This is a genomic window from Mucilaginibacter sp. P4_A11 (assembly GCF_056402535.1).
In genome coordinates this window covers 89849-116067 of record NZ_JBFUHE010000010.1, presented here as the reverse complement: position 1 = coordinate 116067, position 26219 = coordinate 89849, and the positions used below count along the sequence as shown (strand labels likewise).

14 protein-coding genes are annotated in these 26219 nt (G+C 43.5%); 6 read left to right on the top strand and 8 right to left on the bottom strand.

All coding sequences use genetic code 11. The features are described from left to right. Positions 1 to 2: 2 nt before the first annotated feature. The gene (locus AC1DUD_RS19565) at positions 3 to 935 is read right to left on the bottom strand and encodes a GyrI-like domain-containing protein (RefSeq protein WP_477377415.1); all 933 of its coding nucleotides are present in this window, start codon (positions 933 to 935) and stop codon (positions 3 to 5) included. A 242-nt stretch (positions 936 to 1177) separates the two neighbouring features. On the opposite strand from AC1DUD_RS19565, the gene AC1DUD_RS19560 reads away from it, so the two are divergent. Together AC1DUD_RS19560 and AC1DUD_RS19555 are read left to right on the top strand one after the other, a co-directional pair. Further along, the gene (locus tag AC1DUD_RS19560; protein WP_477377413.1) at positions 1178 to 2506 is read left to right on the top strand and encodes a vanadium-dependent haloperoxidase; all 1329 of its coding nucleotides are present in this window, start codon (positions 1178 to 1180) and stop codon (positions 2504 to 2506) included. A gap of 24 nt (positions 2507 to 2530) precedes the next feature. Next, the gene (locus tag AC1DUD_RS19555; RefSeq protein ID WP_477377411.1) at positions 2531 to 4570 is read left to right on the top strand and encodes a glycoside hydrolase family 65 protein; all 2040 of its coding nucleotides are present in this window, start codon (positions 2531 to 2533) and stop codon (positions 4568 to 4570) included. Positions 4571 to 4953: 383 nt separating this feature from the next. On the opposite strand, the gene treA is transcribed toward AC1DUD_RS19555, so the two are convergent. After that, entirely contained in the window at positions 4954 to 6546 is a 1593-nt protein-coding gene (treA, locus tag AC1DUD_RS19550; protein ID WP_477377409.1) for an alpha,alpha-trehalase TreA, read from the bottom strand. 188 nt (positions 6547 to 6734) lie between these two features. On the opposite strand from treA, the gene AC1DUD_RS19545 reads away from it, so the two are divergent. Next, positions 6735 to 7886 (top strand): glycoside hydrolase family 130 protein, encoded by a 1152-nt coding sequence (locus AC1DUD_RS19545; RefSeq protein WP_477377407.1) that lies wholly within the window; start codon positions 6735 to 6737, stop codon positions 7884 to 7886. A gap of 86 nt (positions 7887 to 7972) precedes the next feature. After that, entirely contained in the window at positions 7973 to 8287 is a 315-nt protein-coding gene (locus AC1DUD_RS19540; RefSeq protein WP_477377405.1) for a hypothetical protein, read from the top strand. 58 nt (positions 8288 to 8345) lie between these two features. Here the strand turns inward: AC1DUD_RS19540 and AC1DUD_RS19535 are convergent, their stop codons facing one another. Continuing rightward, entirely contained in the window at positions 8346 to 11735 is a 3390-nt protein-coding gene (locus AC1DUD_RS19535) for a DEAD/DEAH box helicase (protein WP_477377403.1), read from the bottom strand. Positions 11736 to 11893: 158 nt separating this feature from the next. Between AC1DUD_RS19535 and AC1DUD_RS19530 the strand changes: the two genes are divergently transcribed. After that, a complete protein-coding gene (locus AC1DUD_RS19530; RefSeq protein WP_477377401.1) occupies positions 11894 to 14629 on the top strand; it encodes a bifunctional YncE family protein/alkaline phosphatase family protein in 2736 nt (911 codons plus the stop codon). A 314-nt stretch (positions 14630 to 14943) separates the two neighbouring features. After that, complete coding sequence (locus AC1DUD_RS19525) at positions 14944 to 16056, top strand: deoxyribonuclease II family protein (protein WP_477377399.1); 1113 nt, start codon at positions 14944 to 14946, stop codon at positions 16054 to 16056. Between the two features lie 248 nt (positions 16057 to 16304). Here AC1DUD_RS19525 and AC1DUD_RS19520 read toward each other — a convergent pair whose 3' ends face one another. Genes AC1DUD_RS19520 through AC1DUD_RS19500 form a run of 5 tightly spaced genes read right to left on the bottom strand, consistent with a single transcriptional unit; the run spans position 16305 to position 26002 of the window. Further along, entirely contained in the window at positions 16305 to 16739 is a 435-nt protein-coding gene (locus AC1DUD_RS19520) for a MarR family winged helix-turn-helix transcriptional regulator (protein ID WP_477377397.1), read from the bottom strand. 32 nt (positions 16740 to 16771) lie between these two features. Next, the gene (locus AC1DUD_RS19515; RefSeq protein WP_477377395.1) at positions 16772 to 20041 is read right to left on the bottom strand and encodes an efflux RND transporter permease subunit; all 3270 of its coding nucleotides are present in this window, start codon (positions 20039 to 20041) and stop codon (positions 16772 to 16774) included. A 2-nt stretch (positions 20042 to 20043) separates the two neighbouring features. Then, entirely contained in the window at positions 20044 to 23298 is a 3255-nt protein-coding gene (locus AC1DUD_RS19510; protein WP_477377393.1) for an efflux RND transporter permease subunit, read from the bottom strand. Between the two features lie 44 nt (positions 23299 to 23342). Next, the gene (locus AC1DUD_RS19505) at positions 23343 to 24527 is read right to left on the bottom strand and encodes an efflux RND transporter periplasmic adaptor subunit (protein ID WP_477377391.1); all 1185 of its coding nucleotides are present in this window, start codon (positions 24525 to 24527) and stop codon (positions 23343 to 23345) included. A gap of 20 nt (positions 24528 to 24547) precedes the next feature. Further along, the gene (locus AC1DUD_RS19500) at positions 24548 to 26002 is read right to left on the bottom strand and encodes a TolC family protein (protein ID WP_477377388.1); all 1455 of its coding nucleotides are present in this window, start codon (positions 26000 to 26002) and stop codon (positions 24548 to 24550) included. Positions 26003 to 26219 lie beyond the last annotated feature (217 nt).

The window sequence follows — 26219 nt, the reverse complement described above, 5'->3', positions numbered from 1 at the left end:
GATCACAATATCGGATAATATATTTTAGTGATCCATTTAGATGTGTCTTTTTGCGCCTGTCTGTCTGTAACAAGCGATTGAAAAGGCATAGCAGGTGATATCAGCCTGTGATCTTTCATATAGATCTTTATTTGTGCCAGGGCATTGTTAACAGTGTTTTGCCCGCCTCTAACATCAGCTACTAACAAATTACCACCCTTAGGTATATTGTTTATGCTTGTTTTTTGAGAAGGGGTGATCCTTTTGTTTATCGGCAGGGCAATGGTTACCTGGTATTCTTGATCATCTGTTTGGGTAACATTAAGCATAGGGGAATTTGTTTGTTTGGCACCCTGGTTTCCTGCCTGCTGTTGTAATATTTTTACAGTATCATAAATGACTTGTGAAGAGGGGTATTCCTGCTGGGTATTAGCGGAAACAAGTAAAACGGTATCCTTAGCATGGTTCAGGTAGATCTTATAGCCATAAGTGTTTCTTTCATCCTCAAGAAAATGTTTAAGGCTTAATAAAATTTCAGCAACTTGATTTTCTGCATTTTTAGTTTTGAAATAATTAACTATCCGCGATGAAAAACCTGTATCGCTTTCGGCAATTGCATCCCATTTAACATTAACAGAGCCTTCGGCATCGGCAAAATAGATTATTTCACCATTAAAGCTCTCGTTATCTTTTTGCAGTTTAAAATAAACAGCAGTATTGGTCATTTGATCAATACTGACCCTGGTACCTTTAAAACCATATTGATCGTTACTTATTTTACTGCCCGGCCACCATTTATCCCACCCGCTTTTTGTGGTCAAAAACTTTGCAGTAATAACATCAGAAGCATCAATTGATATATGTTGTGCTATGACAGGTTTTTCGGGTAGTAAAATATAAGCTGCTGCAGCAATAACTACAAAAGCAGCAAAAACAATAAAAAAGATCTTCTTCATTCAGTTTATAAAAACACAGATAACAGGGGGCTATAAATTTAATAATATCGGGTGGATTATTGGTGTCTTTTACATAAAAACTCTGCTTTTTTATGTAAATAAAAAAAGAGGTGTCACAGGTTAAAAAACTCAAAAAACATGCGGTAGCATGCCAAAAAAAGCCTATATTGGCTGTTGATCAATTGAAAAAGCGGCAGATTTTACCTACAGATCTGCCTGTTTTTTAACCTATTTTACATTTTATGAGATCCTTTTTATTTTGCCTTACCGGAGTATTGTTTTTATTTGCATCCTGTAAAAAGCCCGACTATGAAAAAGTAATCCACGACCCCGAACTTTATCGCCAAACTGTTAAAAAGCTTAATGATATTGTGCTGGAAAACAACTTCCCGCCTGTTACGGCTTCCCGTAATTATGCATATGCCAATATAGCTGCATATGAAGTAATAGCCTCCGGTGATCCTGAACATTTTAAATCATTAGCCGGGCAAATCAAGCATTTACCGGCTATACCCAAAGCATCAAAAGATACCGCTGTTGATTACCAGTTTGCTTCATTACTTGCCTTTTGCACGGTTGGCAACGCGGTAACGTTTCCGGAAGGCAGTATGGATCAATATGTTGATGAGCTTAAAAAGAAAGCTAAAGATGCTGGTATGCCGTCAAATCTGTTTGAGGGCTCAGTAAACTACGCTGGTAAAGTAGCCAAATTTATATTGAAGTGGAGCAAAGGCGATCACTATGCGCAAACCCGTTCGGCAAGTAAATATACTGTGAAACAGCAGGATGGCCGCTGGATTCCTACTCCGCCAATGTACGCCCAGGCGCTGGAAGCGCATTGGGGCGAGATCAGGCCGATGGTGCTGGACTCTACGGCTCAGTTTATACCACCAGATCCACCAACTTTTAATGTTAAAGATCATAACAGTCCATTTTATAAACAGGCGCTTGAGGTAAAACAAATTGTTGACAGCCTAACCAAAGAACAAAAACACCAGGCCGACTTTTGGGATGATAATGCCTTTAAACTGAATGTAGTTGGTCATGCTTCGTTCGCAACCAAAAAGTTTTCGCCGGGAGGGCATTGGATGAATATTACTGCTATCGGCACAAGAAACAAAAAATATGATTTTGGCACCACTGTAAGCATTTATACGGAAACAGCTATTGCCATGTTTGATGGTTTTATCAATTGCTGGTACCTGAAATATCGTTCAAATTATGTCAGGCCAGAAACTATAATTACAAAATATATTGATGCCGACTGGCGCCCATATATCCAAACGCCGCCATTTCCGGAATATAGCAGCGGACATGCTGTGATATCTTCGGCTGCCGCCGAAGTGCTTACTAACGGGGTAGGTGATGACTTTGCTTATACAGATTCTTCAGAAATGGAATTTGGGATCGAACCCCTTTCGTTTAAGTCATTCCGGGAGGCTGCAAAATCGGCTGCCATGTCGAGAGTAATGGGGGGTATTCATTTTAAAAATGCCTGTATCATAGGCAATAAGCAGGGAGCCGAAATAGGGCAGCTGGTTATCAAAAAGCTGCAATTAAAGATTAAGTAATATTTAAAATTTAAAGCATTGATTTTGAATAAGATATTAAAGTTTGGTTTGTTTTTTACTTTGTTGGTCCCCGTAGTGTCAGATGCACAAAGCATTGATCCATGGAAAGTTAAAGCGGATAAAATTGATCCGGCTAACTATTACGGGATTACGGTGGCTAATGGGATGATCGGGATTGTATCAGCACCCGAACCTTTCAAGGTTAAAAATGTAGTACTGGCTGGCGCATATGATCTGTATGGCCGTGGACGGGTAAGCAATTTCCTGAACAGTTTTAACTTGCTTAACATGTATCTTGAAATTGATGGTAAGCGCATCGATGCCAAAAATATCAGCAATTTTAGGCAGGAACTGGATATGCAGCACGCTGCATTCACTACCTCTTTTGATTATGCCGACAAAGCAACGATAAAATACACCTACTATTCCCTTCGTCAATTGCCATTTACGGTTTTGATGGATGTTTCGGTAACAGCAAAACAGGCCATCAACATCACATCGGCCAGCGTAATGGAAGCTCCTGACGCGCTTAAAGAAGTGCAGAATTATTATAATGAAATTGACCGCCCGCATGTAACCATCAGTTTGCTTACTTCTACCGCAAAAAGCCCTACGGGCAAAATGCAACTATGCGCGTCTACCTCGTTTTTATTCAGTGAACCACACGGACAAGAGCCGCGCATTATCCACGAAATGTGGGATAACAACATGCACCTGATGAAATTCAGCAAGGCGATAGCCGCTGGGCAAACTTATAATTATGCGGTTACGGGCTCATGTATAACGTCGGCCCACCATGCCGACCCGCTGAATGAAGCTGAGCGTCTCACCATTTTTGCAAAACTGGAAGGCCGTGACAGGTTGATCAAATTTCACAACAAAGCCTGGGATGACCTGTGGACAAGCGATATCCAGATAGAAGGCGATGACCAGTCGCAGCAGGATGTTCATAGCATGTTATATCATTTATACTCATTTTCGAGGGCAGGTACAGCATATTCACCTTCACCCATGGGGCTTTCGGGTTTGGGTTATAACGGTCACGTTTTTTGGGATTGCGATGTTTGGATGTATCCGGCCATGCTGGTTTTGCATCCAGAAATAGCGAAATCAATGGTCGAATACCGGTTTGAGCGATTGGATGCCGCCCGGAAAAATGCATTTTCGCATGGTTATAAAGGGGCAATGTTTCCCTGGGAAAGTGCCGACAGTGGCGTAGAAGAAACGCCGGTTTGGGCGCTGAGTGGTCCGTTTGAGCACCATATCACCGCCTGTGTAGCTTTGGCCGCATGGAATTATTATTGCGTAACTCAGGATAAACAGTGGTTAAAAGAAAAAGGCTGGCCGATCCTTTCTGCCACTGCCGATTTTTGGGCAAGCCGGGTGGAGCGTAACGGTGCCGGTCATTATGATATTAAAAACGTAGTTGCGGCCGATGAATGGGCTGAAAATATCGACAATAATGCTTTTACCAATGCAGCCGCGAAAGCAAACTTGTTAAATGCGACAGCCGCCGCCAAAATTTTAGGTGAAAAAGCCGATGCCGATTGGGTAAACGTTGCCCAAAATATCCCGATCCTGAAATTAGATAATGGCGTAACCCGCGAGCATGCATCTTACAACGGAGAGGGGATCAAACAGGCAGATGTGAACTTGCTGGCTTATCCGCTAAAAACAATAACCGATCCGGCACAGATAAAAAAAGATCTTGAATACTACGAAACCCGTGTGCCCAACGAAGGCACCCCGGCCATGACACAAGCTGTTTTCGCCTTATTGTACTCGCGTTTGGGTAATGGCGATAAGGCATTTCACTTTTTTAAAGATGCTTACGAACCTAACCTCAACCCACCATTCCGTGTAATTGCCGAAACCAAAGGCGGAACCAATCCATATTTTGCCACAGGGGCTGGGGGAATTATTCAGAGTCTGTTGATGGGTTTTGGTGGTTTGGATATTACGCCAACCGGTATTATACAGGTAAAAAGCAAGTTACCCGCTAACTGGAAATCATTGAAGATTACAGGTGTTGGGATGAATAAGGCTACTTATACGATAAAGTAAATAATAAAAATGTCATTGCGTAGCGCGGCAATAGCACGAAAGCATACCCGCCTTGTATAGCATACGGTTGCTTCGTCGTTCCTCCTCGCAATAGCTAAAGACTTACGAAGTTTTCGAAACTTCGTAAGTCTTTAGCTATTTAGGGATTCCACATGCTGAGCGGATATGCAAGGCGTAAACTAAGCATGTGGAATATTAAAACCAATTATCTATGACAAAATTAAAAATGGGTGTCATGCTGAGCCAGTCGAAGCATGGCGGGCAGGCCTCTGCGCACGACCCTTCGACAGGCTCAGGGTGACAGGCCCTTTTTGTTCAATGTCATTTCATCTTCCGAGTCAGATGATTTTAAAACTCAACATAGCCTAATAACCTGGATAAAATCAATTCTGAACCTCCGCCGGTGTTTTTTCCAATTGCTCGGTATCGATATGGTACCTATTCACCAGATGCAGTAGTACCCCGTTGGTCCAGCCAAAGCCATCCTGTAAGGGGTATTCGCCGCCGCCGGCGGTTAATTGAGTATCAACTACATTATACTTTTCAAGCAATTTGCCGGTTTGCTTAAATACCCGGATGTTGAGCTTAAGCCATCGGGTGGCAATTTCTTTAGCCAGTGTATTATAGTTATATTTTTCAAGGCCATCTATAGCCATATATTGCAACGGGGCCCAACCGTTGGGGGCATCCCATTGCTGACCGGAAAAGTTTTGTGTAGTAACCAGTCCGCCGGGTTTTAGAAAGTTATTCTTAAGGCCATCGGCTACTAAGCGGGCCTGCTCATCGCTGGCAATTTTAAACTCCAGCGGAAACTCGCCGGCAAGTGTTTCCACTTCGGATTGTTTCTTCAACTGCCAGTTATAATCATCAAACCAGCCTGTTTTTTGGTTCCAGCAGTATTTCAGGATAGCGGCCTTACGGCTGTTTGCCCTGTATTTGTACATTTTAGCAAGCTTGGCATTGGGGAGTTGGTTCAGGCTGCGGGCGATGGTCATTTCCAAATTATATAATAAACAATTCAGGTCAACAGGGATAATATCAGTGGTTTGTATGGTTGGTAGCTTACCCGATGCATCAAACCAGCGTGTGCTGAAATCCCAGCCCGAAGCTGCGGCAGCCCGAATATTGCGGTAAAATTGCGCGGGCGGTTGTTTGGTTTCTTTGGCCGCATCAACATCTTTTATGTATGACTCTTCTCGCGGTTCATCGCTTTCGTCCCAATAGCGGTTCAACACAATGCCATCGGGCATGCGTACAACCCGGTGTGCTGCTTCATTGACCTTTATCGCTTCCCAGCCATGCATCCAATATTCATATTCTTTGATCAACTGCGGCCTGAAATGTACCAGCACTTTCTCTCCCTCAATTTTCGCTAATAAGTTTACCATCATGGCAAAAAAAGGCGGTTGCGAACGGGTAAGATAATAGCTGCGGTTGCCGTTGGGGATAAATCCGTATTTATCAATGAGGTAAGCAAAGTTTTCGACCATGTTGTGGATCACTTTAACCTGGTGGCTTTCCTGTAAACCAAGCATGGTAAAGTACGAGTCCCAATAGTAAATTTCCCTGAACCTGCCGCCCGGTACAATGTAAGGGTTAGGTAATGCAAGGGCTGATGAGAAAGGCTTTGCTTCATCTGGGCGGCGTTGTAATACCTGCCACAAAGTATCAATATGTTTGCGAATGCCGGCCGAGATATCAGTTTGGAAATTGTTATGTGATACAGGTACATTGAAATTAGCCGATACAAATGCCTGCAGGTTAAACCCGGGCTTATCTTTTTGCTCGTTATAAGCTTTCATGATCAGGGCCGGATCCTGCTTCGGTACAGCATCAACAAAAGTTTTATTGTCAGGGAAAATAGTTGAAGTTTGAACTGCCTCAAACAAGCCCGGGAACTGCTGCCGTGGCGTAGCAGTTTGAGAGTTAGCCCGTAATACGAAGAATAAAAATGTGAGTAAAAGAAGTTTTCTCATCGGCTTAAAATTATACCTTTTTGCAGGATAGGTAATTGGTTTATAACAGGATATAAATTTACTATTTTTGAAAAGAAAATAACTGGTATCTGCTTTGTTTTCAATGTTTTTTGTGCGATATTATTGCGGAGAGATATGGATATCAGGAATATCAACCAATTTAAAACAAAACACATAAGCCACTCATTATGATGAACTTTTTACGGAAGGGAAGTATTCTGTTTTCGTTATTATTTGCCCAGTTATGTTACGGCCAGTCGACTGCAAATAAGCTGCCATCGTGGGCATTTGGCGGGTTTGCCCGGCCTGCAAATATTAACCCGATCATATCGCCGGATACTACGTCCCGTTTCCTTGACCCTATGAGTAATAAGCAGGTTCAGTGGGAGGCAAATGACACTTTTAATCCGGCGGCAACCCTAAAAGGCAACAAAATAATAGTGATGTACAGGGCAGAGGACCTTTACGGTATAGGCATTGGCTTTCGTACCTCACGTGTAGGGTACGCTGAAAGTAACGATGGCATCAATTTTACCCGGAGGAAAGCCCCTGTTCTTTATCCTGACAATGACATCGCTAAAAAATATGAATGGCCCGGTGGCTGTGAAGATCCCCGTGTAGCCGTTACCCCCGAAGGTACCTACGTTGTTTTTTATACGGAATGGAACCGCGATTTACCAAGATTAGGTGTAGCTACTTCAAAAGACCTGATCCACTGGAAAAAGCACGGGCCGATATTTGAAACAGCCTACCATGGCAAGTTCTTCAATATCGCCAGTAAATCGGCATCTATACTAACCCAGGTAGTTAATGGCAAGCAGGTGGTTATTAAAACCAACGGAAAATATTGGCTGTATTGGGGCGAACATCATGTGTACGCTGCAACCTCAACAAATTTGGTGGACTGGTCGCCGGTGGTTGATAATAAAGGAGAGTTAAAAGAACTCATGTCACCGCGAGATGGCTATTTCGATAGCGATTTAACCGAATGCGGCCCACCCGCGTTGATGACTAAAAACGGTGTGATCCTGTTTTATAATGGCAAAAACAAACCGGGCGCAGGCGGGGACACCAGGTTCAACGCCAATTCATACTGCGCAGGGCAGGCCTTATTTGATGCAAAAGATCCTGCCAAGTTCAAAGCACGACTTGATATTCCGTTCCTGAGGCCGATGGAGCCTTTTGAGAAAAGCGGCCAATATATTAACGGAACAGTTTTTATTGAAGGAATGGTTTATTTTAAAAAGAAGTGGTTCCTGTACTATGGCTGTGCCGATTCGCGGGTGGCAGTGGCTGTATATGATCCGGCAAAGCCATCGCCCCCGGATCCAATAGATTAGGTTATCTGGTGTTAAATAAAAAAATATGAATTAAAACTTTTGGTTGTATTAGCCAAAGTATTATCTTCAGTGTTAAAATATTTAATATGCTTTATATTCTTGTTTCTGCCGCGGTTATTCTTTTTATTACTCACGTATTTTTGTTATTTACTTCATTTTCAAATGCGAGCCTGATCTCTTCAAGATATTTTTACTCGCATTTAACACTTTGGCTTACAGGTTTATCTGTTTTTGCTTTGGCTACATTGTATAGCGGCTCAAATCAGTCGGGCTTTCTTGATTATTTTGATACCTGGATGAGGAGATCATATATCCTGCTGTTTACTTTTGGTCTGTCGTTGGTTGCGCATTGTCTTGTTACCTTTTTAGTGCTGCCGTTATTACGAAAATCAAAAGCCTGATCGTAATTATAGAGAAAGAAGCGACAATTATTCACACGAAATTAGTACGGTTCTGAAACTAATTCAAGAGGTCGAGCAGGTCATCCTTTGAAAGTGAACTGGTAACGGTGCTATCGGGCTTGATCAGGGTATTGGCAATATCCTTTTTTGATTGCTGCATCACCATGATCTTTTCTTCGATAGTGCCGGGACAAATCAATCGCACAGCCACAATTTTTTTATCCTGGCCTATGCGGTGACAACGGTCTATGGCCTGGTTTTCGACAGCCGGGTTCCACCAGGGATCAACGAGATAAACGTAATCAGCTTCTGTCAAATTAAGCCCGGTACCGCCTGCTTTAAGGCTGATAAGAAATACCCTGATGCCGGGATCATTTTGAAACTCGTTAACCACTTGCTCGCGTTTACGGGTTTGACCGGTGAGGTATGAAAAGCGGATATCACGGGAACTTAATTCCTTGCGGATGAGGTCAAGCATTGAAACAAATTGCGAAAATATGAGGATCTTATGCTGATGTTTTTTACTCTCTATCTCTTCAATCAGCATCTCCAGCTTGGCCGATGCATCGCCCGGCATTTTTTCGCCTTTGATCAACATCGGCGAATCACAGATCTGCCTTAGTTTATTCAGCCCTTTCAATACGTTCATCGAGCTTTTTTTCAGTTCCTCGTTTGTTGTGGCCGAAATGTACTCCCTAAACTCCTTTTCGTACGAATCGTAGATATGACGCTGTTCCTGTTTCATTTCGCAATACAACACCATTTCTGTTTTTTCGGGAAGTTCGGCAGCTACCTGCTGTTTGGTACGCCTGAGAATGAAGGGTTTTACTTTTTCCTGTAGCTCGGCCGCGCGTTTACTGCCCTTGAACTTATCGATAGGAACAGCGTAAATATCTTTAAAGTACTGTTTGCTTCCTAACAAGCCCGGGCAGGCAAATGAGAGTTGACCATAAAGGTCGAATGTGTTATTTTCGATAGGGGTACCTGTTATGGTGATCTTATTACGCGATTTTAGCAACCGTACAGCCTTGTAGCGTTGCGATTCGGGATTCTTGATATTCTGCGATTCATCAAGGAAAACATAGTTGAAATTAAAATCCTTCAGGAAATTAATATCCGACAGTAAAGTACCGTAGGAGGTAAGCACGATCTCGTATTGGTGCAGGTGTTTGGTGTGTTTAAGCCGCTCGGCACCGTAAATGGTATGAATGCTGATAGATGGTGCAAATTTTTGCACTTCCTGCTGCCAGTTAAACAGGAGCGAGGTAGGTACAACAATAAGGTTGGTATTGTTTTCAGCCTTATGCCGTTGCAAAAGTATAAAAGCAATAACCTGGATGCTTTTACCCAAACCCATATCATCGGCAAGGCAGCCCCCAAAATTCAGGTTATCCAGAAAGTTTAACCAGTTCAAGCCCTGGTGCTGATAGGCACGAAGCGTTCCGTTTAATTCCGGAGGCACCAATACTTCATTAATAATTTCGGTGCCAGTAAGTTTCCTATTGTATACGGCAAGCTCATTTCGTACGTCCTCATCCAGCATTTCCTCATCATAATATTGCTGTATGGCTGTATAATTACTCTTTGAGGTGTGCAGGGTATCGTCATCAGAGATCTCGCCCGAATTAAAATAGTGGGTGAATTTCTCTATCCATTCGGCAGGTAAAATTCCCTGTGTACCATCATCAAGCCGTACATATTTGTTTTTGTTTTTTACAGCCTGATGCACCTGTTTTAACGACGCTCTTTTTTTGCCGAATTTTAAATCGATAACCGTATTGAACCAGTTGATCCCGCTCACTACATTGATAGTGATCTTTACTTTATGAGGGTTTAGCTTATTGCCCTCCAGTTCGTTAAAGCCAAGTATTTCGATGTTATGTTTATGCCATTCTTCAAATACATTCAAAAACCACTCTTCATCCAAAAAGTGCTTTTTATGCAGGTAGAAATAATCCAGGTCATTATCCAGTTGTTCGTTAAAATAGGGGTGTTGTTTTACAAGCAGGGCGGTAAAGGCTATTTCCTCATTGTCGCGGCGTTTAACCATAAACTGGTTACCTTTTTCGTCGGTGCCGTAGATCTGCCTTTGTGTGCGGATAGGGATCTCAGCCTCACCGTAACGCATCACTGGGATGATCATAACATGTGCCCCAAAATCCGACAGGTAAATGATCTTTTCGGCGGGCTGATCAAAGCCCTCTTTCTTTATTTGTTCCTGTGTTGCAGGTTTAATGTAGGTATAATCTATATGAAGCTTGTTTTCCAGCTTGTTAAGCAGGTGTGATTTCAACTCAGCAAACTTACTTTTATGCACCTGTAAACTGCCCTGTTTCTTTTTCAGCAGGTCGATTACATTTAAAACCTGCAAACTTTCAACAAGATAAAGCGTGTTGCCCGTACTGATAAAATAGGTATACTTAATATCAAGATCCTTTACATCATATAACAAGCCATCTATATTAAAAATACCATGTATCTCATAAAACTCATCCCAGGTATTCACTTTCAGTTCCAGGTTGCTTTTTAAGCTTTTAACTTGTACCGGGCTTACGGAAGTTGCTGTTACTTTATCAGATACACCGTTGTCATGCGCGTAAAAACTGTACGCCATAGGATTGCTAACGATAGCCTTTAGTGCTGCGATATCGGCTGTAGTTCTTTGGGTATTAATATGATTTTGAAACTTGTGTACCCCGGTAAAAAATTTGAGCTGTTGTGCATCATTAGTTTCCCAGATCAGGTCTAACGGCGCTATGGGCAACAACGGGTTCTTGATCTTTCCATCTTTAGTGCTTTGGGCTGCGTATAGTTCAACAAATAAATATTTATAGTATTTATGCTGTTTTAGTACTATACAGGTTGTTTTATCGGCATCGTCGCCGGGTTGTTCAATTGGTTCCGCGTTATCATTAACAATGATATTTTGCAGGTTAGCGAGGCTCTCTTTGGTAACGGCGGTTAAAGTTGCCGAACGGGGAATGATCTCAAAACTTTTAGATTGTGATCTGATCTCAAAGAACTTGTCGAGATCAGGTTCTTCTTCCAAACCATAATCGGCCGCTGCTTTTTTTAATTTTTTATGCCTTAACTGGTCATCAAAAAACACCCGCAGCTCATCCCGTTGTATGATGGCCGATAGTACCTGCGCCTGGTGTTCGCACAGTTTATTGCCTGTAGCATGGCATCCGCATGAAAGTGCCAGTTGCCCTTCATTGCTGGTAACAATTACCTCGGGGAAGGCAACTGTGCCCGATTGATTGGTAAAAGCCCCATGGTTAATTTCCAGGTGTTTGGCCAGTATTTGCCTGTAACTTTGTGAATCAAAATAAATACTTACAGCAGCGTGATGAGCGATAACACTTTCGCTTAGGTCGGTGATAGTTGCACCTTTAATGATGATGTTATGGTTGCTTTCGCCTTCCTGGTAGCTGATTATCCTGATCACTCTTGCTTAAATGTGTTGCCCGGTAAATATCATAACAATTATGGGAAACACTATAATTGCCAATGCATTTTCATAAACTATGTAACAATTACGTTCTTCATCAATTATTTACCTTTAGTAAATCTATCTGTCATAATTTTACTGTTTAGTTTAGTACTATGAAGTATCCGAAATTCTTATTGCATCTGTTCATATTAGCGCTCTCTTTTTGTTTTTATGCCTGCCATACCGTTACGGGGAACAAGCAAACCTCCGGCAATGAACAGGTTAATATGCACAGTGCTTATGACGATAGTACGCTTAACCGTCATATCCTGCCGGTTTTAATGCCTTATAACCGCATTATTGATCCGGCCGGAACAGTGATATCATTTGGCGATGCTGCTGATGAAAACCACAGCATGGATGTAAGATTAATACCCGGGACTAAGTTTATTGCCGTTGAAGACCGGTATGGTATCACCATAATTGATACAACCGTAAAAAAGGTAACCACCCGCTGGACCTACAAACAAGATACACGCTATCGCGGACTGACGAGCACCTATTCGGGTTTAAAAGTTGTAAATATTGCCGGTCAAACTCAAATATACTGGAGCGCTGCGGCCGGTAAGGGCAAAGATTCAAAATCGTGTGTTTTCCAGGCGATATGGAAAGATGGCAATATCAGTATACAAAACACTTTCAGTTTTAAAGCTGAAGGTGAATCGCCGCTGGCCTTACCTAACGATTTGGCTATTAATAAAGAAAACGGCGTAAATTATTTATATGTGGTCTTAAACGGAAATAACCAGCTGGTAAAGATCAATTTAACAGATAGCAAAACCGTTTGGACAAGATCAACAGGAGTTGCTCCTTATGGTATTACCATAGCAAAGGATAAAATATTTTTGACCAACTGGGCCGGGCCGAAAGCTATTGATACATTGAAGCGTGAAACAGCCGGCGTACCTTATGGCAAGGCTTACATAGATCCCAAAACCGGGGCAACGGCGCAGGGGACAGTAATGGTCATGGATTTGGCTAAGGGCGATGTGATCAAAGAAATTACTGTTGGTCTGCACCCCAATGCCATTATCAATAGTACCGATGAAGCTTTTGTTTATGTCGCAAATGGCAACAGCGATATGGTATCGGTAATTTCCACGAGCTCGCTGCAAAATATAGCTGCAATTGATGTTAAATTAAACCCGGGCAAAAAAAGTTATATAGGTGATACGCCAAATGCTTTAGCTATAAATGCTGATGGCTCCATACTTTACGTTGCCAATGGTTTAGATAACGCCGTTGCTGTAGTAAAACTGGGCAGTAAAACATCACTTAAAGGAACAGGTGGTAATGAAGTAAAAGGCTTTATCCCAACAGAAGCATATCCCGGCGGTTTGGCTGTTGACGGTAATAATTTATTTGTAACCAATCTGGAAGGAGAGGGCTCAAGAATAGGCACGGATGAAATAGGTAAAGGCAATTTAAAAGGTGATCTGCCAGCCGGTGCTGATGTTACTGCTTACAACTCGCACCACTTAAAGGCTACAGTTTCAGTGATAAGTATTCCGGGCGATGCTTTATTAAAACAATATACTCAAAAGGTTCAAAACCTGAACCTGAGTTTCCGTCAGCAAATAGCGCAATTATTGCCCCGCAAAAACATTGCACCAAAACCAATTCCCGAGCGTATCGGTGAGCCTTCGGTTTTTAATCATGTGCTTTATATCATCAAAGAAAACCGGACCTACGACCAGGTTTTAGGCGATATGCCGGAAGGTGACGGCAATAAGTCGCTTTGTATTTATGGCGATAGCATTACACCCAATCAGCATGATTTAGCGCGCAATTTTTTGCTGCTTGATAATTATTACGCTTCCGGCAAATGCTCTGCCGAAGGGCATCAGTGGACTGACGCTGCTATGGTTACCGATTATGTTGAAAAAAGTGTACGTTCATGGTTTAGAAGCTATCCGCACGTGCAGGAAGATGCGCTGGTTTATGATGGTAACGGTTTTATTTGGAATAATGCCGCTGATCATGGCAAAACAGTAAGAGTTTATGGGGAAGCCTGCGCCGTGCATTTTGATGATAAATTGAGCTGGAGCGATATTTATAATAATTATACAGCAGGAAAACCCTTTGCATTTAAAAACACCAGCACGATATCGCGCGTGAGGCCGATGTTGTCGCAGAATTTTCCGGGATCTGATGAACACAAGATCAATGAACAGTTAAGGGCCTCTGCCTTTATCAAAGAACTGCATGAATATGAGCAAAAGCCCGGCGACCAGTTGCCACAATTGATGATCATGGCGCTATCGGCCGATCACACGGTAGGCACCCGGCCCGGCTTCCCGACACCTGATGCTATGGTGGCAGATAACGATTTGGCGCTTGGCCGTATTGTTGAAGCAGTTTCAAAAAGCCGTTTCTGGAAAAATACGGTAATATTTGTCACCGAAGATGATTCACAGGCAGGGTGGGACCACGTTTCAGCTTACCGTACTACAGGGTTCGTGATTAGCCCTTATAGCCGGCTGCAACATAAAGTAAGTAAAAACTATAACCAGACCTGTATCGTGCGTTCTATTGAGCAAATACTGGGCTTACCTCCAATGAATATCATTGACGCTACCGCACTGCCCATGTTTGATTGCTTTACCAGCAAGCCATCACTATATACATACACCAGTTTAAAAAACAAGGTGCCACTTAATAAAATCAGCCAGCCTTTTTCTTCGCTTAAAGGCCCTGCTTTGCATTTTGCACAGCTGTCATCAAGGCCCGAATATGATCACATTGATGGGGGAAATGACGATGTAATGAACAGGATCTTATGGTTTGCCGCTAAAGGCAAAAAAGCTTATCCTGCCAAGCTGGCCGGGAAAGATGAAGATGATGACTGATTAAATTAGTTCGCTATAATCTCAATAATTTATAACGCTTGTCATATAATACTGGCCGCATAACATCTGCTTATGTTATGTGACAAGTGTTTTGTACGTGTCTGGGAAGGTGCTGGGAATTATTCTGTTTGATTATCAAATCCTTAAAGCAACAAACCCCTAAGGTTACATACGTAAAAATACGTTAAAAACATCTCGAAAATACCGTGAAAATACGGGGGCTCGTGTTCTCGATATTGCCTTATCTTTATTGTAACCTCATCAACGCCTGCAAGCGATTAATCAAACAATTTTACAACCTAACCAAAAAGATTATGAAAATTTCAGCGCTTGATGAAAGTGGCGAACCAGTTGACTGGTGGTTTATTTACAAAGTTCCACAACTTGATGGAGGTGTGGGCAACGACAAGGCTACGGGGTATGAGTATGTTTATTATGACTCCACCATCGATGCAAATACCGATGCCCGAAAAAGAATAATTGAAAAATCTCCTAATGTTCTGAACAGCGACAAGGGCGCGCTTAACCTCACAATGGAAGCGGTGTTCAAAAATTTCAAAACGCCTGCTCCAACCACCGGATGGATCCTTTACAACGATGAGATGCCCGAAAGCCTCAATAAACATGACGATGGCACCAGGGGGCATACCAAAGGGGTATTGGCATTTGACACCGAATCTGAAACCGCTTTCTGGTTGCTGCACTCATGGCCAAAATTTATGGAGCCGGGAGCAGAGAAAGATCCAACTCCCAAATATGGGCAAACATACTTATGTATTTCATTAGATTTAAAAACTGCGAATGCTATTGCCAAGCAAATGCTGACCCACCAGGAGCCGCAGATATACGATTTTAGAACTGCCAATTTGCCTCCGACGGCTGATCTATTCACACTAACACAACCATTGAAAAACCACCCGGATCCCCTCGGTGATTCAATTGATTTAAAATCCATTGGTGGCCTGGAATTTAAAGTTATAGCTAAGAACAGGGAATGGAATAAAGATTTTTGGAATGAATTAGTAGGTGACGTTTTAAAAGATGATCTGGATGTTGAAACATGGATCCGTGGCCCTATCCCGCCTATTGCAGATAGCGATGGTATTCATAAAACTTTTGACATTAAGTATATTAACTTGGGCTTTATGGGCGCACATTGGGCCTGGCCCGAAACAAATGACCACGCCAAATGGGGAGTTACCTTACATGACCCATGGATTTGCGTTGGCGATATTAACCGCATGATCTCACAACGAAAACGCGGAGGAGGGACTATTGCGTTTAAGAATCAAACCTTGTGGTCGGGACTTTCTAAAACAAGTTTGCTTTTGGCGCCTCCTGGGCATAACAGGACTGAAGCTCATGTCCTGATCCAAAAAACACATCACCTTCACGCGGAAGCACCACCAAGAACCCCGCCGGTATAAAAAATCACAAACTATTCTTTTCGATACAGGTACTGTTTTTACAAGGCCTGTATCGAAAGAATTGAATACATAGTAGAACACCGATGACATAATAAAAATTAAAGTCATGCTGAACTTGTTTCAGCACCCTACTCGCTAAGCGGCCATGCTAAGCAAAGCGGCCACCTGTCCTATGGGGTGCCGAAATAAATTCGGCATGGCGGTAGGCATATGTCATCTTTCCTTCAGAGGCCGCGGATTTTAATTCCTCAGCAGGACAGCTTCTTTACTAAATTATGCTGGATCATTTCTGAAACCTCGAAAAAGGTCATCAGCTTTTGCTGCTCGATACCTGCCTCAGCCAGTTCATTTATTTTTTCAACGCTCAGTTCAATATGCGGTATGGAGCTGAGGGCCAAGGCCGAAAGTGATAAATAATGCTGGCGCCTGTCGTTCGGATTGATGCTTATTTGTATCAGCCCGCGTTTTTCCAGATCAAAAACAATCACAGCCGTGCGCGATTTATCAATCTGAAGAAGCTCTGAAAGCCTGTTTTGTGTAATCTGCTTTTCCTCAACGGCAAGCGTTAATAGTGCTTCAAAGTGGTGATCGAGCTCAAAAGGAGACAGCTCGTTTAAGATCATTTTTGTGTATAGGTAGTTGATCTTTTTCAGTCGTTTTGATATCAATTGTACATTTTTCATATGCTTTTATGATAATAAGTCAATTCCCTTTATTAATTCGTTTCGCGTGATGATTCGTGTTCGGCACGTGCTTCCGCGATATCATACTCCAGTTCAGGATCGATATTCTGTGCCTCAACTTTCTTTGCTTTTTCCATCAACTCTTCATGATGGGCCTGCAAATAGGCCAGTTGCTTTTTTCCGTAGGAGAACCGGGTAAGCAGCACAAAGAGCACCGGCACAACAAAAATGGATATGGTTGATGACGCTATCATGCCCCCCAGCACCGTAACCCCTATGGTATTTCGCGATTCGGCACCTGCACCTGTAGCCAATACCAGTGGTAATACTCCTAAAATAAATGCTAAAGATGTCATGATGATGGGCCGTAAACGCAGGCGTACAGCCTCCAGTGTTGATTTAATCAGTTCTTCGCCCCGGTCAACCCTTAGTTTGGCAAACTCTACAATAAGAATGGCGTTTTTGGCCGATAAGCCTATCAGCGTTATCAAACCTATCTGTGCGTAAACGTTGTTAGTTATTGTTGGTGTAACAGATAGCGCAACTATGGCCCCAAATGCGCTGATTGGAACGGCAAGCATCACCGAAAAAGGCACCGACCAGCTTTCATACAATGCGGCGAGGAACAGGAATACAAAAATGATAGAGAATAGAAATATGTAAACTGTAATGGAGCCTGCTTTTATCTCCTCATAGCTTAAGCCCGAAAATTCATACGTGTAGCCGCGGGGTAACGTCTTGGCGGCCAGTTGCTTTAATGCCTCGATAATTTGGCCGCTGCTGTATCCCGGCGGGATGGCACCGTCAACCTCTGCCGAACGAAAAATGTTAAAGTGGGTGATCAACGGTGCGGCGACAATTGGCTTGTAGCTGATAACCGTACTTAGCGGCAACATCTGTCCCGCCGAATTGCGTACGTAATATTTGTTAATATCGGATACAAGCGCACGATAGGAGGTATCTGCCTGAACCACTACGTGATAGGTGCGGTTATATAGTGTGAAATTGTTTACAAACAAACTCCCCATATAAGCCTGCATTGTCGAAAATACATCCGAAATATTGATGCCCAGTTTTTCACATTTCTCCCTGTCGACATTTAATTCATAGCTTGGCGTATGCGCCGAAAAATAGCTGTAAGCACCTGCTGTTGCGGGTTCCTTTTTGGCGGCTGCTACAAATTTTTTCACTGTTTTTTCAAAGGCATAAATATCGTCGGTGGTATTCCCCTGTTCTATCTGCATGCTAAAACCGGCGGCCTGGCCTATGCCACGAATGGGTGGAGGCTGTGCAACAACTACGTTGGCATTCTTGATCCCGGCTTTGGCAATTTTCTGTTTAATTACATTCATTAAACCCGGGACCCTGGTATCGGGAGTTGTGCGGTCATCCCAGGGCGTAAGCATGCAAAACATGGAGCCGTTGTTTGAGTTAGCCCCGCCATTGAGGATATTAAACCCGGAAATAGCCGTGTAGTGCAAGATGCCTGGGGTTGATGCCACAATTTTCATCAATTTGGTCATCACATTAACAGACTGAATTGTTGACGATGCCTCCGGTAACTGATAAGTGATATATAACCTGCCACCATCTTCGGACGGTACAAAGCCAGAGGGTTTTATCTTAAACAGGATGTAGGTACCGGCGCAAATACATGCCAGCACGATGATAACATAGCGGGCTCCTTTTATGCAGCGTTTTACACTGTCGGCGTAGCTGAATGACATTTTCTCAAACATCCTGTTAAATGCATTGAAAAATCGGTCCAGCCAGTTTTGCTTTTGACCATTTACTTTACTGGGGCGCAGTAACAGCGTGCACAATGCCGGGGTTAAGGAAAGCGCAACAAAGGCAGACAGCATAACGGATATAGCAATGGTAATAGCAAATTGCTGATACAATCGCCCGACTATTCCCGGTATAAAGCCAACCGGCACAAATACCGACGCAAGGATAAGCGCGATGGCAATTACCGGTGCCGAAATCTCCTTCATGGCATGGTAAGTAGCCTCCTTTGGCGACATCCCTTTTTCGTCAATATAATGCTGTACAGCCTCCACCACTATAATGGCGTCATCAACTACAATCCCAATAGCCAGCACAAAGCCAAACATGGTAAGTGTATTTATGGTAAACCCCAATGGTATAAAAAAGCAAAATGTAGCCAGTATAGATACCGGGATAGCCATAATGGGGATCAAGGTTGACCGCCAGTTTTGCAGGAACAGGAACACTACTATGGCTACCAGTCCCAATGCTTTAAGCAATGTGCCAACTACTTCCTGCATCGAAACCTTGATAATGGTTATTGACTCAAATGGTACTACATAATCAACATCGCTCGGAAAAGATTTTTTAAGCTTCGCCAATGCTGCGTATACATTTTCGGCTGTTTGTAGTGCGTTGCTCCCGGGCGACTGGTATACCTGGATGGTAGATGCACGGTTACCATCGATAAACGCGTTGCTTGAAAAAGTAAATTTACCCAGTTCAACCCTCGCCACATCTTTCAGCCGCACAAGCTGGCCGGTACCCGGAATGCTTTTGATGATGATGTTTTCGTATTCTGTAGCTTTATTCAGCATACCATTAACCAATATCCCGGTTTCATAAACCTGCGATGATGATTGCGGAGGTGCACCTACAGCGCCTGCCGCAACATACATGTTTTGCGAGGACAGTGAGCTGGTAACATCGGCTGGCGTAAGATTATAGGATGCCATTTTATTGGGATTGAGCCATATGCGCATACTGAAATTATCTGTACGTGCAGATACATCGCCGACACCCGGTACACGTAATATGGCATCCTCAATAAATGTATTGGTATAGTTATCTAAAAAGGTGATATTATGAGTATGCTTTGGCGAGTAAATACCTATCATCATCAATTGATCGGGGTTACTGGCACGTACCGTTAAGCCCAGCTTGCTCACAACTGAGGGCAATAACGGCGAGGCGATCCCTACACGGTTTTGTACGTTAAGTGCCGCGATATGCACATTGGTGCCAATTTTAAAAGTAACCCTGATGCTCATGCCGCCACTGTTGGTATTGGTACTGGTCATGTATTCCATGCCCGGTGTTCCGTTTACCTGCTCCTCGATGGGAGTGGCGACTGTTTGCTCAACGGTTTGCGCGTCGGCACCGGTGTATGATCCGTTAACCGAAACACTTGGCGGTGAAATGTTCGGGTATTGGTCAACAGCCAGGTTAAACAGGCATATCAGCCCTGAAATCATCAATACTATAGATATAACGATTGCAGTGACCGGCCTTTTTATAAATGTATTTGCGATCATCGTTATTCAGTTTTATGTAACTCGCGGGATTTTTCAATCTCGTATTCCAGTTCAGGATCAATATTCTGGGCTTCAACTTTCCTGGCCTTTTCCTTCAGGCTTTCACTGTGGGCCTGCAGGTATTCGAGCTTCTCTTTACCATATGAAAAGCGGGTTATCACCACAAACAGCACCGGTACAATAAATATGGCTATGGTTGATGCGGCAAGCATGCCGCCAAGTACGGTATAGCCAATAGTTTGCCGGGCTACTGCTCCGGCCCCGGTAGCCAGCACCAATGGCAATATACCTAATATAAATGCCAGTGATGTCATGACAATTGGCCTTAAACGGAGGCTCACGGCTTCGAGCGTGGATTTGATGAGTTCCTCACCCTGGTCAACCCGTACTTTTGCAAACTCCACAATAAGGATGGCATTTTTTGCTGCAAGACCTATCAGGGTTATCAATCCTATCTGCGCGTAGACGTTATTGGTGAGGCCCGGAACCATTACAAGCGCCAGGATAGCACCTAAAGCTCCTATCGGCACTGCCAGTAATACCGAAAAGGGGACAGACCAGCTCTCATACAACGCAGCCAGAAAGAGGAATACGAACGTAAGTGAGAATATAAAGATGTAAATAGTAGTTGAACCTGCTTTTATTTCTTCATAACTCAGGCCCGAAAACTCAAACTCATATCCTTCGGGGAGTATGCGTTTGGCTAAGTCCTGCATTGCGGTTATGGCAGCACCGCTGCTGTAACCATCGTTGGTTGAACCGTCTACCTCGGCCGAACGGAAGATGTTAAAGTGTGAGATCAGCGGCGGTGCATCAACCGGCTTATAACTAATAAGTGTGCCCAGCGGTACCATACCGCCTGCCTGGTTACGCACATAGTATTTATCCATGTTAGATACCAGTTTGCGGTAAGCAGTATCAGCCTGCACTACGACGTGAAATGTGCGGTTATAGGTTGTAAAATCGTTGATGTAAAGGCTGCCCATATACGCCTGTATGGTGGTGAAGACATCCGAAACATTCACCCCAAGTTTTTCGCATTTCTCCCTGTCGACCGTTAAGCTGTAATTAGGCGTATGCGAGGTGTAAAAAGTGAAGGCCTTTTTTATGACCGGATTTTTATTGGCTTCGGTTACAAAGTTGTTCACCACCTTTTCAAATGCCTGCAAATTATCGGTGGTGCTGCGTTGCTCTATCTGCATGCTAAACCCAACAGTGGTGCCAATGCCCGGCAGGGGCGAAGGCTGGATCACCTCCACATTGGCATCATTTATACCGGCATCGGCAATGCGCTTTTGCAGTACGCCTATAATTCCGGGAACCTGTTCGCTTGTTTTATTCCTGTCATCCCAGGGGGCAAGCTGGCAGTAAATGGTGCCGTTATTTGAGTTGCTGGCATTGGTGACCACGTTAAGGCCCGACAATGCGGCATAATGCGCAACTCCCGGTGTAGAACCAATTACCTTCATTAGTTTCGACATTACTTCAACAGAACGTGCAGTTGATGATGCAGGTGGCAATTGAAAAGTAACGTATAAATTTCCATCATCTTCAGACGGTATAAACCCCGATGGCTTGCCCTGGAAAAGGAAATATGCGCCTGCACAAATACATATCAGTATAATGATGACCAGGCGTGATGCTTTTATACTTTTTTGCACGCCAAGCGTATACCGGCTGGTTATCCGTTCAAATACGTTATTGAAAACAAAAAACCACTTGTTGATACCCTTAGCTTCCTTGTTAATAGGTGATGGCTTAAGTAACAACGTGCAAAGGGCAGGTGTTAACGATAAGGCTATGAAAGCCGATATAATAACGGATATAGCTATGGTAATGGCAAATTGCTGATAAAGACTACCCACAATACCCGGTATAAAGCCCACCGGCACAAATACCGCGGCCAGGATCAGCGCAATGGCAATAACCGGGGCAGAAATATCCTTCATGGCCGTGTACGTGGCTTCTTTGGCCGACATATGATCATGATCGATATAATGCTGCACGGCCTCAACCACAATAATGGCATCATCAACCACAATACCAATGGCTAATACAAAACCAAACATGGTTAATGTATTAATAGTGAAGCCAAGCGGAATGAAAAAGCAAAACGTGCCGAAAATAGATACCGGTATGGCCAATACAGGAATGAGCGTTGAGCGCCAGTTTTGCAGAAACACGAATACCACCACGGCAACCAGGCCCAGTGTTTTTAAAAGCGTGCCTATTACATCACTCATGGATACTTTTACCACGGTAACCGATTCAAAAGGCACCTGGTACTGTACATCGGCCGGGAAATTTTGTTTCAGCTTGGCAAGGGCGGCGTATACACCGTTTGCGGTTTCCAGGGCATTGCTGCCAGGGGCCTGGTATATTTGCAGGTAGGATGCCTTATGACCATCGACAAAAGAATTGCTTGAGAAGGTGAATTTGCCCAGTTCAACCCGGGCAACATCTTTAAGGTAAACCATCTGCCCGGTTGACGGTATGGTTTTAACAATGATCTTTTCAAACTCGGATACTTTGCTTAACCTGCCGTTTACCAAAATCCCCAGCTCATAGGTTTGGGTTGAGGCTTGCGGCGGCACGCCTGCCGTGCCTGCTGCCACCTGTACGTTTTGTGCGTTAAGGGCGGCAATTACATCAGCAGGGGTTAAGCTGTACGATGCCATTTTTTCCGGGTTCATCCAAATCCGCATACTGAAATCGTCGGTAAAGCGGTTTATGCTTCCAACGCCCGGCACTCGTAAAAGGGCGTCCTGTATGAAAATATTGGTATAATTATCTAAAAAAGTAACGTTATGCGTGCCTTTGGGTGCGTATATGGCCACCATCATCAGCATGCTTGGGTTAACCGCGCGTACGGTAAGCCCCAGCCGGCTCACCACCGCCGGCAACAGCGGCGTAGCTATACTAACCCGGTTTTGAACATCAAGGGCAGCTACATCAATGTCAGTGCCTGGTTTAAACGTTACATTCAAAGTCATCTGCCCGTTATTGGTGCTGTTGCTTTGCATGTACTCCATGCCCGGAGTTCCGTTCACCTGTTCTTCAATAGGGGTAGCAACTGTTTGTTCAACAGTTTGAGCATCGGCACCGGTAAATTGGCCGTTAACCTGTACAATAGGCGGCGTAATATCGGGGTACTGATCTATAGGTAAAAGCAAGATGCATACCGTACCTGTAATTACCAATACAATGGATATTACAATTGCAGTTACAGGTCTTTTTATAAAGGTATTTGCTATCATAAATATTGTCCTGAATAAATTAAGTTGTTTTGTTGGCCCCGTTATTAACGGCCGCCTTTACCGCCTGTTGACGGTGCCGCTTTATTTGCCGTTGTTATCGGGGAACCGTTGCGCAGCAGTTGTACGCCATCAACCACAATCCGGTCGCCGGCTGTAATGCCACTTTTGATGATCATACCAGCGCCAATGGTTTGACCCGGCTGTACCTTTTTCTGCACCGCAAAAAGCCTGGATATTTTGTTTTTGACAGAGTCGGCCCCGGCCTTTGGATTATTAACCAGGCTGTCTTTGGCGGTAAATACAAAATATTCGCCCATTTGCTCAACTACAGCTTTGCCTGGCACCAGAAGTTGAGGCCCTGCTTCCTGGTTATGCACCCGTACAACGCAGCTCATTCCCACCTTTAACATACGTTGTGGATTGGCAAATACAAGTCTTATGGTAACTGAACCGGTTTGGGAATTAACCGCACGGTCAATAACCGAAATTTTACCATTTACAGGATAAAGTGAATTGTCTGATAATAAGAGCGTAAAAAGCGAATCTACAGTTGGGCTTTTGCGTTGTTGCAGGCGCTCAAATTGAGGCAGCTGTTTTTCATTGATTACAAAATCAACCGCCATCGGGTCATCTGTTGATATCGTATTTAATACGGTAGCGCCGGTGTTTACCACATCACCTAATTTAACCTGGCTAAAACCTATGGTGCCACTAAACGGCGCATAAACTGTAGCATAGTTTAAGTTGGTTTTAGCTGTTTTTACTGCTTGCCCGGCTGCACTTACCTGGTTTTGGGCGTTTTGCAACGCGATAACTGCATGGTCATAAAGCTGTTTGGCAACTGCATTGTATTTGTTTAAATACTCATACCGGTCGGCGTCCTGTTGTGCCTGGGTCAGGCTGCCTTCGGTAACTTTTCTGTTGGCAACTGCGGCATCATAATTATCCTGGTATATACGCCTGTCTATTTCAAAAAGCTTTTGCCCTTTTTCTACATGCGTACCTTCGGTAAAGAATATACCGGTTACAGCGCCCTGTACCTGTGGAAGCAGGTTGACCTGGCTTAAAGCGGCAGTTGTAGAGGGGTACTGATCGTAATAAAGCACATTTTTTGCTTTAACTTTCAGTAAGTTAACAGGTATTTCAGAATTAACAGGGGGCTGTTTTTGTTTGCACGAGCCCAGGATAAGGATGCTTATAAAGCTGGCGATTAATGATCTTTTATTCATGGAGGTTATATTTCTTGGCATTAATAAGTAATATCACCCATTGCCTTTTGCAGGTCTATCTTGCTTGACAGCAGCTGGAACAATGAGTTTGTATAATTTATTTCTGCGGTAATCAGATTTGATTCGGCTGTTATTACGTTCAGGTAGGCTACAACGCCTTGCTTATATTGCAGGTCGACAACAAAGTACACCCGCTTTGCCATGCCTACATTTTTTTGCTGCTCCTGGAAACTGTACAGGTTGCTTTTATAGTTGGCCAGGCTGACAGTATAATCTTTATAAAGCCCAAGTTTTAAGTCCTTCTCGTCCCAGTTGATCAGTTGTTCCTGCAAGTGAGCTTTATGTATATTATGTGTACGGGCAAAACCTGTAAAAATGGGGATGCTGAGCGATAAGCCAACCGATGAGCTTGGGTATGAGCCCGACAACAGATCTGAGAAGTGATTATTGCCAAACTGAAGCCCGTAGTTGAAAAAGCCGGACAAAGTAGGTAAAAAGGCATATTTATAATAGTTGGTAAGCTGCACCTGCAAATCTTTACGGGTTTGGATCTGCTGATACTCTATCCTGTTTCCGTATTGAAGCTGCTTTGTGGTATCGATACGGATATCGTTCATCATTTGCACGGTATCGATACTTACATTAAATTGTTTTTCGGGTTCGTACCCCATTAGTTGTTTCAAAGCTGCGTATTGCGGCACGAGGTTTTCCTTAGCTTGTTTTAATTGCGTTTTGGAGTTACTAAGGGTAATGGTTGCCTGTAAATAATCAGTTTCATCGGCAATACCGCCCTTGTACTGGTGATAGGCATCGCGCAGACTTTTGCCAAGTCTCGCTGTATCTTCCTTGAGTACGTTGATTTGCTGCAGGGTGAGCAGTACATTGTAAAAAGCTTTACTGACAGATGTTACCAGGTAAATTTTGGTGCTGTCTGTAACTTGTTTGGCTTGTTTTACCAGCAAGGGCGCGCTTTTGGCAGCGTATAACAAACCGGGACTTATAATAGCTTGCGATACTGATAATTCGGGAATAAACGTATTGGCGTAGCTACTGCGGATAGACGTGCCGGTGGTAGTTCCGGTCGTTGAGCCGTTACCTGTATTGGTTGAAATATTACTATTAGGTTGCTGTATGTAATGAACAAGATTGCCACTGGCATTAACCTGGGGCAGCCATGCCGCCAAATTAATGGCGTTTGAGGTGCGGGTTATATCAGTATTGATCAATGACCGATTTAATGCAGGCTGATTGACCAAAGCATAATCAATGCATTGCCTGAGGGTAAGATATTGGCCTGTATCCTGTGTATGAGGCATAACCGGAAAACCAACTTTGCCGGTATCCGGAACCTGATCAGGAGCAAGGAATTGCTTTTTATTGTTTTGTGCTGAAGCGTTTAATGATATAAGGCACAACATAGCCGCTGCCGGAAAACACAGGCGCACTAAGCTGATGCTGAAAAACGTGATTTTCATTATTAACCAATATTTATTTAGAATTGACTTTAACCAGGCGGCATATGCATATGCTGCAGGAGATGTTAGGACTGAAGCACTGTTATTTGCCTCAGTTCCATACTCAAACTCTGCAATGCTTATGCATTGCCCTGATTAAAATATTGTTGATGGGTACGCGGGAAAATCGCGCAATAAAGTATGGTCAAACCTGTTTGGGTTCTAAAATTTAGCAGAC